The organism is Trichodesmium erythraeum IMS101 (assembly GCF_000014265.1).
GTDB classification, from domain to species: domain Bacteria; phylum Cyanobacteriota; class Cyanobacteriia; order Cyanobacteriales; family Microcoleaceae; genus Trichodesmium; species Trichodesmium erythraeum.
The window spans coordinates 3,956,272-3,970,354 of the sequence record NC_008312.1; the positions used below are offsets into that span (position 1 = coordinate 3,956,272).

At 34.6% G+C, this 14,083-nt stretch carries 16 protein-coding genes and 1 pseudogene; 6 read left to right on the forward strand and 11 right to left on the reverse strand.

Annotation, left to right across the window (positions count from 1 at the left end):
- Positions 1-301: 301 nt before the first annotated feature.
- From TERY_RS36885 to petJ, 3 genes are all read right to left on the reverse strand, one after another.
- On the reverse strand, positions 302-430 hold the full coding sequence (locus TERY_RS36885) for a hypothetical protein (protein ID WP_370495356.1): 129 nt from the start codon (positions 428-430) through the stop codon (positions 302-304).
- A gap of 194 nt (positions 431-624) precedes the next feature.
- On the reverse strand, positions 625-1,497 hold the full coding sequence (locus TERY_RS12240; RefSeq protein ID WP_370495358.1) for a tetratricopeptide repeat protein: 873 nt from the start codon (positions 1,495-1,497) through the stop codon (positions 625-627).
- 241 nt (positions 1,498-1,738) lie between these two features.
- Positions 1,739-2,074 (reverse strand): cytochrome c6 PetJ, encoded by a 336-nt coding sequence (gene petJ / locus TERY_RS12245; RefSeq protein WP_044136765.1) that lies wholly within the window; start codon positions 2,072-2,074, stop codon positions 1,739-1,741.
- 1,072 nt (positions 2,075-3,146) lie between these two features.
- Between petJ and TERY_RS35030 the strand changes: the two genes are divergently transcribed.
- Both TERY_RS35030 and TERY_RS36890 read left to right on the forward strand, forming a co-directional pair.
- On the forward strand, positions 3,147-3,341 hold the full coding sequence (locus TERY_RS35030; protein WP_196797008.1) for a helix-turn-helix domain-containing protein: 195 nt from the start codon (positions 3,147-3,149) through the stop codon (positions 3,339-3,341).
- A 787-nt stretch (positions 3,342-4,128) separates the two neighbouring features.
- Positions 4,129-4,347 carry a zinc ribbon domain-containing protein gene (locus TERY_RS36890; RefSeq protein WP_370495360.1) on the forward strand — a complete coding sequence of 73 codons (219 nt, stop codon included), beginning with the start codon at positions 4,129-4,131 and terminating at the stop codon, positions 4,345-4,347.
- A gap of 681 nt (positions 4,348-5,028) precedes the next feature.
- On the opposite strand, the gene petE is transcribed toward TERY_RS36890, so the two are convergent.
- Positions 5,029-5,430 carry a plastocyanin gene (gene petE, locus TERY_RS12250; protein WP_011612124.1) on the reverse strand — a complete coding sequence of 134 codons (402 nt, stop codon included), beginning with the start codon at positions 5,428-5,430 and terminating at the stop codon, positions 5,029-5,031.
- 143 nt (positions 5,431-5,573) lie between these two features.
- Here petE and TERY_RS12255 point away from each other — a divergent pair, with 143 nt between their 5' ends.
- Positions 5,574-5,996, forward strand: coding sequence for a BlaI/MecI/CopY family transcriptional regulator (locus TERY_RS12255; protein ID WP_011612125.1), 423 nt, complete (start codon positions 5,574-5,576; stop codon positions 5,994-5,996).
- On the forward strand, positions 5,996-6,841 hold the full coding sequence (locus tag TERY_RS12260) for a M48 family metalloprotease (RefSeq protein ID WP_011612126.1): 846 nt from the start codon (positions 5,996-5,998) through the stop codon (positions 6,839-6,841). Before TERY_RS12255 ends, TERY_RS12260 begins: the two co-directional genes overlap by 1 nt.
- Positions 6,842-6,967: 126 nt before the next feature.
- Here the strand turns inward: TERY_RS12260 and TERY_RS12265 are convergent, their stop codons facing one another.
- From TERY_RS12265 to TERY_RS12275, 3 genes are all read right to left on the reverse strand, one after another.
- Entirely contained in the window at positions 6,968-7,543 is a 576-nt protein-coding gene (locus TERY_RS12265) for a gamma-glutamylcyclotransferase (RefSeq protein WP_011612127.1), read from the reverse strand.
- 857 nt (positions 7,544-8,400) lie between these two features.
- Entirely contained in the window at positions 8,401-9,516 is a 1,116-nt protein-coding gene (locus TERY_RS12270; protein WP_011612128.1) for an aldo/keto reductase, read from the reverse strand.
- A 311-nt stretch (positions 9,517-9,827) separates the two neighbouring features.
- Entirely contained in the window at positions 9,828-10,334 is a 507-nt protein-coding gene (locus tag TERY_RS12275) for a bifunctional nuclease domain-containing protein (protein WP_011612129.1), read from the reverse strand.
- Positions 10,335-10,625: 291 nt separating this feature from the next.
- On the opposite strand from TERY_RS12275, the gene ribE reads away from it, so the two are divergent.
- Together ribE and TERY_RS36895 are read left to right on the forward strand one after the other, a co-directional pair.
- Positions 10,626-11,351 (forward strand): riboflavin synthase, encoded by a 726-nt coding sequence (gene ribE, locus TERY_RS12280; RefSeq protein WP_011612130.1) that lies wholly within the window; start codon positions 10,626-10,628, stop codon positions 11,349-11,351.
- Between the two features lie 591 nt (positions 11,352-11,942).
- On the forward strand, positions 11,943-12,077 hold the full coding sequence (locus TERY_RS36895) for a hypothetical protein (RefSeq protein ID WP_370495365.1): 135 nt from the start codon (positions 11,943-11,945) through the stop codon (positions 12,075-12,077).
- Positions 12,078-12,255: 178 nt separating this feature from the next.
- Here the strand turns inward: TERY_RS36895 and TERY_RS12285 are convergent, their stop codons facing one another.
- From TERY_RS12285 to TERY_RS36900, 4 genes and pseudogenes are all read right to left on the reverse strand, one after another.
- The gene (locus TERY_RS12285) at positions 12,256-12,480 is read right to left on the reverse strand and encodes a hypothetical protein (RefSeq protein WP_044136767.1); all 225 of its coding nucleotides are present in this window, start codon (positions 12,478-12,480) and stop codon (positions 12,256-12,258) included.
- A gap of 44 nt (positions 12,481-12,524) precedes the next feature.
- Entirely contained in the window at positions 12,525-12,746 is a 222-nt protein-coding gene (locus tag TERY_RS12290) for a hypothetical protein (protein WP_044136770.1), read from the reverse strand.
- A gap of 34 nt (positions 12,747-12,780) precedes the next feature.
- Positions 12,781-13,011, reverse strand: a complete 231-nt coding sequence (locus tag TERY_RS12295; protein WP_044136771.1) for a hypothetical protein — start codon at positions 13,009-13,011, stop codon at positions 12,781-12,783.
- A 153-nt stretch (positions 13,012-13,164) separates the two neighbouring features.
- Positions 13,165-13,788 (reverse strand): annotated as a pseudogene (locus tag TERY_RS36900) (hypothetical protein).
- Positions 13,789-14,083 lie beyond the last annotated feature (295 nt).

The window sequence follows — 14,083 nt, forward strand, 5'->3', positions numbered from 1 at the left end:
TCTCTTGGTTAAATAACCGACACCCAGTTTTTAACCCAGATTAATTTAGAATGGGAGTCAAAAACTCTTAGTCTATTATATAAGCCCTAGTAAGGTGAAACTAAAGCTTCCAAAGGATGAGGAGGATGTTTGCCCTTAACAGCTGTTGCCGTAGCATTCCCCCCGTGAAAAGTAAGCATGCAGCTAAAGCAGCGATTTATTGCTCCAATATTGCTCAGTAAAACTATCCGGAAAGTTCAAAAAAGGAAAAAAGTAAGCTCACAGCTAGATTTATGTCTATGTTGAAGACTGTAGGAGTCTGTTAGTAGCCTTGAAGCAAATGTGTATTTCCCATTTGCGATAGGCTAACCGCAGAGTTCCAGGGCGTTTCAAACCCTGGAAATGTTAAATCATCATCTATTGTATCTGTAAAAAATTGTTTTGTTTGCATCAGTTCATCTCCTTTTGGGCTGGGGAATATATTATTCCCCAACTTTTTTTTTATTTATGGTAGTTTTCAAATAGAGTAACCAATAACTTAGAGTCAAACCGAAAAATCCTTACTTTGAGCTATCTTAACTTGCTCTAACTCCTCTGTAATTGTTTCTCTTAGTGTAATGAACCTATCTTTTCCTGTAGATTTTTTTAGCCAATAGCAGTTTGATTAGATAATAACAGCCATTTTTGTAACCCATCAATTAACCCTTGAGTGTAGTTATAAGCTGCCATATTGCCTTGATCACAAAAACACTTTGCAGCGGCTTGCAAATCTTGAATTGCTGCTTCATAAAGTCCACCTTCTTCAAGCAATAACCCTCGGTTTAAATATGCTTGAGCTTCATAGGGATTAATTTGTAGACTTTTACTAAAATCTGCCATTGCTCCTTCAATATTTCCCATCTTCCTACAGACACAACCTCTGTTATAATAAGCTCTAGAATTATCAGCATCTATATAAATAGCATAATTAAAATCTGCCATAGCTTTGTGGGTATTTTTTGACATTAAATATGCCAAACCCCTTTCATTATAAATATCTCCTTGATTAAGGCTAGCATCCTGCTGAATATTTGTTAGAATTAAGTTATAGTTTTCTATGGCTTCGTGATAATTCTTTAGTTCAAAATTAGCCAACCCACGATTATATAAAGCACGAAAATCATTATGCTGATGATTAAGGACCTGATTATATTCTGCAATAGCCTGTTGGTAATTACCAATTTTGTCATAAGCTAAACCTAGGTTGAGATTTGCTTCTATATTTTTTGGATTAATTTTTATGGCTTCGGTACAGTCAGCGATCGCTTCCTCATATTTTCCCCATTGAAGATAAACTAAACATCTATTACTATAAGCACTAGCAAACTTAAATTTCAATTCTATGGCTTTAGTAAAATTTTCAACTGCTTGCTCATAGTTTTTGTTTTCTGAATTAGTAATTCCTTCAGTAAAGACCTTTTTAGCATTTCCAATCTTTAAGTTAGCAGTTGCAATTTTCATCGGTGGAGAGAATGACAAAAATAAGACTGTAACAACAATAATAATGCTGAATAAAAATCGATATAAGCCACTCATTTGTCACCGTATGTATTTACTTAAGATGCCAATATTGGGGCGAATACATAGAGCTATAGATTTAGTATTTCCTTTTGCTCTAATTTTCACCCCTACTATTAAGGAATATATTATCAAGATGAGAAAGCTTTCATTTGTGATTTAGAAAACTTTTCTCTCCTATCTTTTCCTAGTTTAGTATGAATTATTTCCAGCCGCCTTCAGCTTGAGCCATAACATAAGCTGCAACATTTTCAATTTGTTGAGGTTTGAGACGACGCCCAAATGCTGGCATTGCATTTTTACCATTTGTCACCTGGTAGATAATTTTCTCCGCTGCAAACATACCATATTTTTCTAAATCTGACTTTTGTAAAGTCTTTGCAGGGTTAATGTTATTCTTACCTCCGATATGGCAAGCTGCACAGTTACCTTGGAATACCCCCTTCCCACTAGCTATATCAGCAGCAAAAGCTGAAGGTTGTAACGCAACAACAACAAACATTATGGTTAAGACCACAATTGATAGTAATTTTTTCATTTGTTCTTCTCTGTCAGTACGAACACAGATTATTGTTAAATCCGTTTTTATTATTTTCAATGAAGTTTAATATTAAGTCAAAAGACATTTTGTCAAACATAATAATTGGATGAATTACTATTAAATAGTTTTTCATGCTTTTCATTTTTCTTAAAAATTAAAAAATACTTAAGTACCATAATAATATTGTTTACCTAACTTAATTTGATGTAAAAAATACAATATAAAGACTTCAAACTGACAAAAATTATCATTAATTTTGTGTGCCTACTTATTAATAATCAAAATAACTATCCTCACCCTCAAATACTTAACTTTTAGAGAGAGAAAAATTTAATATAGTAACCCTGTAAAATCACTAGACTTCTTCAAAAAATAACTCTAACTCTTGTTACTTTTGCCCTTTACATAAGTGCCCTCTGCCTACTACCTGAAAGCAGCCCATTTATTTCTTTCATTTTTCAGATAAGATTGCTATAATTAGATTTCTATCTTCTTTGTCTGTTTAAGAGCTAGGCTTTTTTTCATTTCTTAAAATCTTCATCGGCCTAAAGTCGCAGAAATTCTAACCGAGCTGGAGCTCAAGGAAATGTCACTTATTAGCTATAATCTTGGCTTATTTATGATAATCTGTAATTACCTTAATTTATCCTACTTGGATTTAAAACAGAACTGCATCCAAATTACCAGCCAAAAACATTGCTAGCTAAACATAAGCTCTGTAGGCCGTCATGCAAATAAATTGAGGTTTGTGATTAACTTTGTCTAGCAGAAGTCCCGCAACATAGTTGACTTGGTGTCAGGATGAATGGGTTATTTCTGAATCATTTTGTCTACTTCTAAACGTTTATCTTTAATATCATCAGGCAAATTATCTATGAAGTCGCTAATTACCTGCGTCATTGTTTTCTATTTTTTTATAGCATATAATCTTAACTTATCTAATCTTTCTTTAGTTGTTCGACAATGCAATAATTATTTCATATTTATATGCTGCAATTATGTATATAAATTATAATAATATATATGTTCAAAAAATAAAAGATAAATGAGAATACCCTACTAATACAAGTTGCATCCAACAAAAGAGCAAGCAGAAAAAATAGACAAGATACTAGATATGTTGCGTTATCAATATAACTATATGTTGGCTATTGGTTTATTTGGTGGGAACAAAATAACTTTCCAATTAATGCTTTTCCTTTTATATCTTATCTACCCGCTCTTAAAGACCAACCAAAAAGATTTAGTCAGTAAAAGTAATTAACTCAATTAAAGTTAGATAGACCCTGGTACAAACAGATTCATAGCTAAGTATTACAAGAAGCACCAAAAAGAGTTGATCGGGCATTTGATAGATGGCTAAAAAGTGACGTTAATAGTAAACACTTAGGCAAACCTAGGTTCAAAGGAAAATGTCAGTACAAAACATTTACTTATCCTCAGTTTAAACAACATCATTTTGTTAATAACAAAGTCAAATTATCTAAAATTGTTGATCTGAAAGTAATTGTACATAGACCTATTCCAGACCGTTTCACTATCAAAACAGCATCATTAATTAGGAAATATAATTGGTATTTTGTCGCTTTCAGCTTAGAAGACAAGTCTATAGCTGAAATTAAACTAGATATTAAGCGAGGTACAATGGTAGGTATAGATGTTGGTATTATAGATTGTTTTATTATTTCTAACAATGAATCATTTGCAGCTCCTAAATACCTGATAAAGGCCGAATAAAAAAATCAAGTTAACACAAAGGAAAGTGTCTATAATCAAGAAAGGTTATAAACCTAGATAAAAGGTCATTAAAAAGTTAGCTAATAAACATATAAAAGTTGCTGATACCAGAAAAATTTTTCACTTAAAAAATGCTAATAATTTGTTATATAAATATGACATTATTGCAGTAGAAAAGCTAAATATAAAAGATATGTCTAAATCTAGATTAGCTAAATATATATATGATGCATGATGGGGAAATTTCAAGACTATTTTAAACTAACAAAGCCGAAAAAGCTCGTCAGTTAGTTGTAGAAATTAAACCTCATGGAATGTTAACTGAATGCAGTAATTGTGGGCATCAAGTCAAAAAAACTTTAGCTCAAAGACAGCACCAATTTCCTAACTGTAACTTATCAATTAGTAGAGACTTAAATACTGCAATTAACATCAAAAATAGAGCCAAAGTATTGATTAAATACTTGCTGCCACAAATCAAACTTAAATCATATAAAGGTTTGAGCCTATTCGCGCATCAATTTGAGAGGTAGGGCATTCCTTGTTAGCTCAGTTTATGTCTATATATTAGAGTTGCTGAGAAGCCCGCTTTGTAGCTTGTCTCAAAGTTTGGAGTATGTCACGGAAAAATATTCCTTTTTCATGACTTCTCAAATCTCAGGAATTCCAATGCCATTGACTTACATAAGCCGTTGGTTTAGGTTAAACCCAAAAACTGTTACCCTGCTTGAGGTATTGTTTTCTACTCGGTAGTATCGGTTATTCAAGTGTGAACACTTTGGTTTGAGTTGTAAGGCAAGACTTAAATGCTTGTTGAAATATAACAATGAAGTTCAGTTTTACAGTCCGTGTCAGGGGAGCTGGATCAGATTGATGTGGCGAGTCTTAGGGAGCGTCTTCAAAGACTTATGTAGATAATAATCATAGGTTTTTCCAAACGGAGAGTTGACCTTTTCCTGATACAAACCTCAGAGATCCATAAGCTAATACACCTATCCCAACCCACCCTCGTCACTTTCCGGGGGAGGATATTTAGGAGTTGGTTACCTTTTCTTCAGCATCCATTTTTGGTCTCGGACTGCCCGTCCACGACTAATTAATCAACAAAATAATAGTATTTGTATTGTCTTCAAAAAAATAACTAAAAAAAATCGCCCTAAAAGGGCGAGGTATTAAACTCAATTTTTCAGTAATGTACAAGTTAAGTTCTGCTATTATTTTACAATCATATGACCAACCATTCCGGCACCACGGTGAGGAGTACAGAAGAACTCATAATCACCAGCCGTAGCATCTGCTGGGATACTTATATCAAAGCTTTCTCCAGTTTTATATGCCAATTCTTTGTGGGAAAGTGCTTTAGACAGATCTGCATTTGGTGATTTAGCAGGATTAAAAATTACATTATGAGGTTGAAGCATACCATTCTTGAATGTAACTGTATCACCTGGTTGAACAGTTACTTTCTTCGGAGCAAATTGTAGCCCACCAGCACCCATTGTTACTTTATAGTTTGCTGCTTCTGCTGGACTAGAGAATACTAGACTACTGATAACTAGCATTACTACGGAAGCTAGTATTGCTATAGACTTAGACAATGAGGAAATCTTACTCATCTTTAACCCCTATTTTTTTAAATTATTCTGTATTTGTACTATGTATTATATAATAACAAGACAAATCGTCATACCTAAATAATTTACTATAAATAATCGGGAATTTTCAACTAGGCCAAACTAAAATCGAAAAATTAAAAATTATGAGTCCTCTACCTAATCACCGTCCACAACAAATGTCCCTTGGCCCTTTGGAAACAGAAATTTTGAATATTGTTTGGGACTTAGGTTGTGCCACAGTCAAAGAGGTACAAGAAATTATTCTAGCTGACCCTGAGCGAGAGTTAGCTTATACTTCAGTAACCACTGTACTACGTCGCCTAACTCAAAAAGGTTGGTTAGTCTGTGATGCAAGTGAGCGTGCCTTTGTGTGGCGACCTTTGATTTCTCGTACTGAAGCCAAAATCTTGAAAGCCCACCAACAATTAAATCAATTTCTGGCAGTAGGAAATCCTGATGTGGTAGCCGCTTTTGCGGATAGTTTAGACTCTGCCAGTATAGACCAAATAGAGGAGATAGCCGAGAAGCTAAAAGCTATACGCAAAGCTAGGGAGGAGAAAAAATAATGCACCTAATTATTATATTTTTAGTTCTAGGTTTAGCTTATAGCCTCAGAACTGTGGATTTTTTTATTTCCCCTCATTGGTTAGTCCGTTGGCAGCGGTCTTTACTATTATTTGTTTCTTCTCCCCTATTACTTATTGCAACAGCTATTGCAGTCATTTGTATGGGGCCTCAAGGGGAAATGCTGGGATTATCAACTGGATGGATTAGTTATATAATAGCCTGGAGCTTTTGTGGATGGATAGCTATTTTGGGTTTGGTTTTAGGCTATCAAGGTTGGCGGTCTATACAAAAGGTTAATGATTATCCTCAAATAAATATTAAAGGTAAATCTGTATTTTTGCTTGATAATCCAATTTTATTTAGTGCTCAAATAGGCTTTTGGAATTCTAAGTTAGTTGTTAGTAAAGGGCTTATAGAAAGGTTAAGTTCTGATCAAATTTATGCAGTTTTGAATCACGAACAAGCTCATTATTATTATCGAGATACTTTTTGGTTTTTTTGGTTAGGTTGGTTAGGGAAAATAGTTCCTTTCCTACCAAATACTAAAGCTTTGTGGGATGAACTTTTGACACTGCGAGAAATTCGTGCGGACCAGTGGGCAAAAAAACAAGTTGATGGGTTGTTGTTGGCGGAGATTTTGTTATTAATGGTAAGCGATCGCCTGACTCAACCAACTAACTTTTATGCAGCATTTAGTTGTACAACTCCCCCTAACCGTTTGACAGAAAGAATTGATGCCCTATTAGCAGAAACAGATTTTTCTATTCAAGGAAATAATTACTGGTTTTGGAGTTGGATATTATTAAATTTTTTCCCTTTAATTACTATGTTATTTCATCAGTAGAAAAGGGAATATGACTTATGAATAGATTTTCAGGATAAAAATACCTTAGATATAGTACTTTAGTTTTCTTCTTCCTATTCTCTTTTACCAGATGAACTATTCGCTAAAAACACAAAATTATCTACTTTATTTATTTGATAAATGCTTAATATAGTCTACAGCTAAAACTTTTTTTTGTCTTTTCTGGTGCTGTAAGTTGTGCATATGTTCAAATAATTTCCAACAGTATTCTTGAGAAAGTCCACAAGTTATTGCACCTCGAAGTACAACGTTAAAATACCAATCATTAGGAGCTAATTCCTGGGATAATTTATCTACAACTACATAAGTAATTACTTTACTATATAATTTGCCTTGGCTATAAACTTCAACTGTTTCTGGTCGATAACCACCGCAGTGAATTTGTTTAACAAAATCAAATTTAACAGTCTCTCTTTCATCAAGGCGATCGCGTAACCTCAAAGGTAAACTATAAAGTACTCCTTCCACAGTTGAATTTGGATCTTTGACTACATCTAATGCTCCACAATTACGCTTTTGTAAATAATTATAAAATCCAATTCTGTACCCTTTAAGTTTCCCAGGACCAATAATATAGGGATGAGTATTTTCACCCAAAGTTCGTTTTAAATCTACAGGACACATACAAGAACCATAAGCAAAATAGTAAAACTTTTTCTCTGTAGAAATTAGCTTGTTCATCTTGGCTATTAAGGAATGATAATTTAAGAAATATATATGTAGTGTTTCCAGAAATATTTATAGCAAATAGCAAGTATATCAGGTATAAACATTAATTAAGCAGGTAAACAAAATAAATTACACATAGTTGAAATTCTAGGAAATTCTTATTGTGTAAACATAGCTATTTGTAAATAATGTTGTAAATAATTTTGTGTAGCTGCTTATTCCTGTCTTTTAGACAACTTGCTACTCACTAGTATACTTTACTGAAATGAAACACATACTTTATACCAGTAACAATTACTTGTTAATATTATCTAAACTCATACTGACACGATTATCAGTGATAAATATTACAGTTTTATTTCTTTAACTACTTAATGGAAAAAAGAGTAGAGAGTATCTTATTCTGTGAAAAAATACCCCCTATATATAGCATATATAGCACTTAGTATTATGATTATGTTTTTTTAATACCCACTGTGGAAAAAATTTAGGGAATTGAGAATAAATAGCAATTAAATTGAGAAAAGCATTTTTATTATGCTTAATTGATGAGACTTAATATTACCGTTGTAGCTGAGGTTATATTATGGGTGATAACAAGATATCTCTACTACAAAAACTTTACTATTTACACCTTGTAAATCTAATTTTTGATAGGATGCTATATCTTTAACAACTTTACACAAGATCTGAAAAATTTATTCGGTACAACCAATGAGGAAGAGACCTGATATTATCACAGTAGCTGAGGTAAACATTATTGAAACGGTAAGACAACTGCACTACAAAAGATTTACTATTTACACCTTGTAAACCTAATTTTTGATAGGATGCTGTAGCCTTAATATTTTAACACAAGATCTAAAACTTTATTCCCACAATCGACGACCAGATACACCCTTAAACCTTTCATGGGTATCTTTCAACAAATTTGGTATATCCAATTTTTCCGGACATCTAGGTAAACACTCACCACACTCAGTACATCGGTTACCTTTCTTACCAGGAAACCAATGACCAGCATTTTCAAACATTCCGTATCGATATTTAGCAAAATCTATCATATCATAAGCTATCCCCAAATTCCTTAATCTTAGAATTTCTGGAATCTGAATATCTTCTGGACAAGGTAAACAAGCATAACATTGGCTACATTTTTCCGTTCCCAAGCGCTTTAAAGCTTGGTTTTCTAAACGCTGAAATATTTCTGTTTCCTGAGAGCTTAGAGGTTCTATGCGATCGCTCATAGTCAAAGGCCATTCTAATTCTTGTGGCCTAGCAGCACCCAAGCTCAAAGTTGTAATTCTAGGATCACTTAATAAAAAACGATAATTTAATTCCAGTGGCAGAAAAGGCTGACACAACTTCTGAAGATTAGGAGGTGGTGTATATAATTGTCCACCTTTATCTCCTGGAGAAATAATAAAAATGCCCATATCTTTCTGGTGGGCTAACTCGACTGCAGGAGCATGACGTTGGAAAAAGTAGTAGTAATGTAAATTAATAAATTCAAAAAAATCTGTATTAATGGTTGCTAAAATTACCTCTAAAGGCCCATGAGTTGAAAAGCCAATATGTCGGACTCGCCCATCACTAATTACTTTATGAAGGGCTCTTATCCCATAAAGAGTAGTTTCTAAATGTTTCCAGGTATTAATGCCATGAATAGCTAGAAAGTCTAAATAGTCAATATTGAGATTTTTCAATGATTCATCTATGGAACTTTCTATCAGACTGACATCTTGTGTCGGCGTAATTTTCGTTGTTATATAAAGTTGATCACGCCGCAACCCAGAGGCCAAGGCTGTGCCCAGATACTTTTCACTTTGACCATAACCCCTAGCTGTTTCTATATGATTAATTCCCATTTTCACAGCTTGTTGTATTGTTTGAATAGCATTTTCCTGAGATACCAAATATCGCATAGTACCCAAGGAAAATACTGAGAGATTGAAATTAGTTTTGCCAAACCTGCGGTAATACACCTGTATATTTTAAAATCTTTAACGCCATCCCCGGCTCTTAGACATGGGAAAACAACTGAGCCCTAAGCTCTATGTTTTTATGTCATTAATGTTATTATGACATTCCTCTAGTACAGAGAATTTTAGCAACGTTTCATGGAGTTTTTGGCTCCAACTTTTAAGAAGGATGAAAACTGTAATTAACTTGCCATAAAAATACCTACCATCATGCTAAAACTAAAAATCTCAAATAGGCTGTTCAAATTCTTTCTTAGGGAAATAAATATTTTTTTGAATTTTAGTTTTTGGATTTCAACTTCTGTAAAGTAATATCAAGACAGTTCACCAGTACTAGATCCACCACGTTTGATCAAATCTTCAGGGCGAAGTTTTGACACAAAATCCCGAAATGCTTGCCTTTCAGCTTCATCTGCATCTCGGTCTACGGGGATCGAGGCATCTGCTATTACTTCTTCCATGACCCAAATTGGGCTATTTGTACGCAAGGCAATAGAGATAGCATCACTGGGCCGGGCATCAATTTCTTTTTTAGTTTCTCCTTGCTTCACAATTAGCACTGCATAGAATGTATTATCTTGCAATGAGTGAATTACCACCTTTTCTAGAACTCCATTGAGTGAATCTAGAATATTGACAGTAAGGTCATGAGTCAATGGACGTGGTGGTAGATGGTTTTCCAGGGCACTAATAATTGCCTTGGCCTGATCTTGACCTATATAAATAGGCAACGCACGTCGCTCTGTACTATCTCTTAACAACACAATTGGATTACGTGTTGCTGCATCCAATGCTATTCCAGCGACTTTCATTTCAATCATAGGCTCGGCCTCATCTTATAAATTATTTTTATTATTTTTGTCAAACTATATAGGATATGAATAATTCTAAGTAAGAAAGAATTGAATGTTAGTGTGCCCTGATCTTTACCTAATATAAGTTATTTTCACATTTATTTATTATTTTTATCTTTTAAGGTATGGTATCTGCCTTGACTAATAGCAAACCAAAGGTTAATACCATCTTATCTTTAAGCTATATGTTGTTGCAACTGCTCTAAAAATTTAACTAAACTTTAATTAATTAATTAATCATAGGGAAAAACAAAAACAGTGTTTACAGGATTAGTTCAAACTTTAGGAAAAATTAAACTTTTAGAAGAAAGCCAAATTTTAGTTTCTCTAGCATCATCTAGCAATAGCAAAATTATTTTAGAAGATTTGGCCATTGGTGATAGTGTAGCTGTAGACGGTGTTTGTCTAACAGTAATAAATATTTTAACCCAAGGATTTTTAGCGATCGTATCACCAGAGACTTTACAACGTAGTACACTAGGTCAACTTTCGGATAGGTATGTTAATCTTGAAACTTCATTAAGAGCAGGCAGTAAATTAGGAGGCCATTTTGTGACGGGTCATATTGACGGGGTTGGATGCTTAGAAACCTCTGTTAAAACTATTAATGCCTGGGACATGAAATTTACAGCTCCACACAAAACATATGAAAGCTGGGAATGTCAGATTGCACCGTATATTGTACCTAAAGGAAGTATAGCAGTTAATGGTATCAGTTTGACTGTAGCTGATTGTGATCGGGATGGCAACTGGTTTCAGGTAGCAGTTATTCCTCATAGTTTTAATGAAACAAACTTGAGTCATTTAAAACCAGGTAGTTTAGTAAATATTGAGGCAGATATTTTGGGTAAATATGTAGCTAAGTTTCTCCGTCATGGGTCTAATAATTATTCAGTTTTACCACCTGCTTTAACAGTAACTTCTCCTGTTAATAATTTAAAAGATATTACACCTGATTTTTTGGCAGAAAATGGTTTTATTTAATTTAAGGTAATAAATAGGGAGTAGGAAATAGGGAAAAATAGAAAGCAGGAAAAAATAGGAAAAGTCAAGAAATAAGTGTAAATAAAATTAAGCACCTACACAAAATCATTTAGGGTTGGCTGAAATTTGTCTTATGGGTGAGGGTAGAAGATGCAAAGGCACTGAATTAGGATAAATATAAATGATAAAGGATGTAGTCGAAATTATTTTCCCTCAATTTTTCTGCCCGACCTACTTCAAAATCATTAATTTTGAGTTGATGAGAGCAAAAAGCTTGTAGCAAAGGTGCTGATATTTAAAGGCTAAAGTATTTATCTGTAAATGCTTTCAGGTTTTTAATATAGTCAATGGGTGAATTTCGCCCCTTCATCTCTCCTTCAAGCTCCGTATGTAAGAGCTTCGCGCCTTATACGGCTGCTGATACTGGATAACTTCTATAATATTAAACTTGGTTATCAGTTACATAGGAAAGCTTGGGGTTTTATATCTAAACTTAGAAACAAAAGCTGTAATTGGGGAAAGTCTTTATAGTTAGGAATAGAGCAAGTACTTGCTAGTGCTTTCTTAGAAAATCAAAGGTCTGTTTAAATTGTGGAAAAAATAGGATTAAAAATTGAAGGAAGTTTAGTTAATTCCCAGTCTCAGAAAGCAAGTTTTAAATATACTTTGATTAAAGAAGATTTTATTATAAAAATCAAAGAAGAAAGAGTAAATAAAAAAGATTGACTAATCTCTTTTTTATACTTTATTTGTAATCAAAAATAATTAAATTATCATGTAAATACCTATTTTATTCAAAAATAATCTAGTAAATTTAAGTCTTAAAACTAATTATTGAAAAAAAACATGAGTAAGACTGACTCTAAGCTAGCCCTGTAGGTGCAAGATCCAGACAAAATAATTGCTATAGCCCAGGTTGCAGCATCATGTGCCAAATCTTCGGTCTCAACTCTACTGCACCGAGTGCTGTGCCGTTAGCCACACTCAAACAGTCATAGTTGGCTGCACTCAGCACTCGCATTCTACAGGGAAAAGGAGCTACCCCCAGGGAAGCGCTACTTAAACAAAAGTTAAAAAAGTGTTGTGGCTGGGGAAGTACAGAACTCGGGGAAATAACTTGATGATTCATGAATGCCCCTGATCGACAATTCAACACCATTCTTGTTCGGGAAACTACTGAGCAGTTTCTTCACTCAAAAAGCCGTGGTTAGGAAAGGTGGTTTCAATTGCTCTGTGAATTTTCTGCTCTGCCCACAAGTCAGAGGCAGTGAGCCAAGTTCCGTCAGCTTTGGCAGAAGGTTGTACTTGTCCTGTTTCTGCTATTAGAGGGCTTCCTACCCGACTAGTTGTGGTTTCAGCGAAGTTGACTACCTTTGTCGAAAAGTCTTTCCTCATAAACCTTTTTTACTTATAATTTTGGCTCAGTTGCTCAATAGTTGGCATTGTATTGTTGGTAACAAACTCCCTCGGGAGAAGCCATAAAAGTTCCTAGGGGTATTTGGGGGTTACAGCTTGCCCCAAAAACTTTACACTGAAAGGGCTTGAAAAACCAACTGAGGACAGCCCAACATTGGGAAGAATGGGGGTCATATCTCTTTAATTTGGGCAGATGGAATTTCACTTCCGCATCAAATTGAACACAGTCAGGGTGTAGTTTCAAGCCAGACTAGTCAGTGGAAACTATCCCCCGCTATTCATAGAAATCATGAGGCTTGTACACTCGGCTGATAGCTTGCATTGCTTCTAAGCTAAGAGAGGCTGAGAGTAATTCTAATTCAAGGGTGGAAAGTTCTGCACGACTATCAACCAGTTGTTATAGTAGCATCAATTTAGCTTTGAGCATGGAAATAGGAGTAACTTCGGCAACAACTAAGGGTTTGCAATAGTAACCAACTAAAAACTGATAGGGTTCCAGTTCAAAGGTAGCAATTAGTTGAGCTGGTGCGATGAATCCATCTATAGGTAAAATTCGGGAGTCCATAATGGCTTTGAGAGTAGGCACAATTGAGATGTGGTTACAATAGACACTAAAGTTGTCAATCTGCTTGGATTATGCTTGTAGAAAAGTCTGGGCTGTTTTGGCAGTGCTGTCTTCAAAGCCTACCCTGAAGAAAATGATGTGTCGCGTCCGTTGTTCGAGAGCGATTTAGAGAGCTTGCTGAGGCGAAGAGATAATCTGGATATCTGCTCCTTGGGTTTTGGCTTCTGCAAGGTTTTGTTGCGAGCCACAATAACTATTCGCGGCTTCACAGGTGGTGAAAATTATCTCTGTTTTTTGGCTGAGAGCTATGGCATGATCGATGCGCTGGGGAGCCAGTGACCAGCTTGCTTCCCCATAGCCTTGGAGGAATTCTAGATACCCGCACTCAATGGTATTGAGATTATATTTAGCAACAATGACAAGGCTATTAGGAGCACATACAGGCAAGAGCTTAATCTTGCGTTTTAGAGTCGCTCCTAAAGAGCTGCCTAGATTTTTGAGCTCATTTAAGAGTAGCTTTCCTTTCTATGATTGGTAAACTTCAGGAATAGAATTCAGAGCTTTAATTGGCTAAAAAGAAAACAAAGATTAAACAGCGAAAAATGCTCCCCTTTGTTCAGCCAAGATGTTGTGGAGTTGTTTTTGTAAACTCAAGAATATCTCTTTTGTAAATTCATTTGCTGTTTAAATAGTTTGTGTTCTACTATACCTTCACGGAAATTTATCCAGAAATCAAGATTCTGGCCCGAGT